2 protein-coding genes and 1 pseudogene are annotated in these 1,474 nt (G+C 71.4%); all 3 read left to right on the plus strand.

Features of this window, described 5'->3' with window-relative positions:
• Positions 1-173: pseudogene (locus ASJ79_RS33455) on the plus strand (DNA-directed RNA polymerase subunit alpha); the annotation flags it as partial.
• Between the two features lie 228 nt (positions 174-401).
• Entirely contained in the window at positions 402-1,283 is an 882-nt protein-coding gene (locus ASJ79_RS24050; protein WP_067960881.1) for a DMT family transporter, read from the plus strand.
• Between the two features lie 4 nt (positions 1,284-1,287).
• Positions 1,288-1,461 (plus strand): hypothetical protein, encoded by a 174-nt coding sequence (locus tag ASJ79_RS32745; protein ID WP_231751006.1) that lies wholly within the window; start codon positions 1,288-1,290, stop codon positions 1,459-1,461.
• The last annotated feature ends 13 nt before the right edge of the window (positions 1,462-1,474 follow it).

Here is a 1,474-nt window from a genome sequence, read left to right on the forward strand (position 1 = left end):
GTGAGGTCACCGCGGGCGACATCGTGCCGCCGGCCGGCGTCACGGTGCACAACCCGGAGATGCACATCGCCACGCTGAACGACAAGGGCAAGCTCGAGGTCGAGCTGGTCGTCGAGCGCGGCCGCGGACGGCTTCGGGCTCGGAGCCGGCGCCGGGGTGGTCTCCCGCCCGGGGTCGGCGCCCTGGTTTCCGGCTTCCTGGGATCCGCCGGGTTCGCTGATCGTCATGTCCGTTACCTCGTGTCCTCCGCGCGGTTTCCCACGCACCTGCCGCGCAGCGCGGCGCCTATGAGCGTGACAACGCTCTCGCAAGCTATTGAAACAGGTTGCCAGGCGCTGCGCCCACGCCTTGGGCCGGGCCGGTGCCTAGGCTCGTCCGGGAAACACCGGAGGAGGTCGTCGATGGCGCAGGCGGATCTGGCCGCACTGCTCGCGCTCGCCGCCGCGTTCTTCATCGCGGTCGGCGACGTCATTCACCAGCGGTCGGCGCACGAGGTGACCGACGAACACATCGGTCACCTGCAGCTTTTCGCCAAACTTCTGCGTGACGGCCGGTGGTGGACGGGCAGCGCGGTGGCGGCGGTCGGGTTCGCGTTGCAGGCCGCGGCGCTGGGCCTGGGCTCGGTGCTGCTGGTCCAGGCGCTGCTGGTGACCTCGCTGTTGTTCGCGCTGCCGATCAGCGCGAGACTGTCCCACCGCCGGGTGACCCGCTGGGAATGGTTGTGGGCCGCGCTGCTGGCCGGGGCGGTCGCGGTCATCGTCACGGTCGGCAACCCCACCGAGGGCGCTTCCCGGGCGTCGCCGCAGACCTGGCTGGTGGTGGCGCTGGTGCTGGGGCCTGTGCTGGTGCTGTGCGCGGCCGGGGCGAGGGTGTGGTCCGGCCCGGTCGCCGCAGTCCTGATGGCGGTGGTGTCCGGCGCGCTGTGGGGCCTGTTCGCGGTGCTGACCAAGGCGGTGGTGCACCGCCTCGACGTCACCAGCCTCACCGGCGTGCTCGAGCTGGTGCGCACCCCGGAGTTGTACGCGTGGGCGGTGGTGGCGATCCTGGGCACCTCGACGCAGCAGGCCGCGTTCCGTGCCGGCGCGCTGACGGCCTCGCTGCCGACGATGACGGTCGCCGAGCCGATGGTGGCCTGCGGACTGGGTGTGGTGGTGCTCGGCGAGACGCTGCGGCCCGGGGAGGCGGGCTGGGTCACGCTGGCCGCGGCGGTGACCGTGATGGTCGTGGCCACCGCCGCGCTGGCCCGCGGGGAAGCGGCCACCCGGGATCCGGTACCCGTGTGATTAGTTGGATGTCGTGCTGACCGCGATCGCGCTCGTCCCGTCGCCGCCGGTGCTGGTCCCGGAGCTGGCCTCGTCGGCGGCCGCCGAGACCGAGGACCCACTTCTGCACGTCGAGCAGGTCGGAGGACAACTCCAGGGAGAACGTCATGAACAGCGATCTTACTGCGGAGTAAGATAACCGGCCATGCGGT

It is taken from the genome of Mycobacterium sp. NAZ190054 (assembly GCF_001545925.1).
GTDB lineage: Bacteria > Actinomycetota > Actinomycetes > Mycobacteriales > Mycobacteriaceae > Mycobacterium.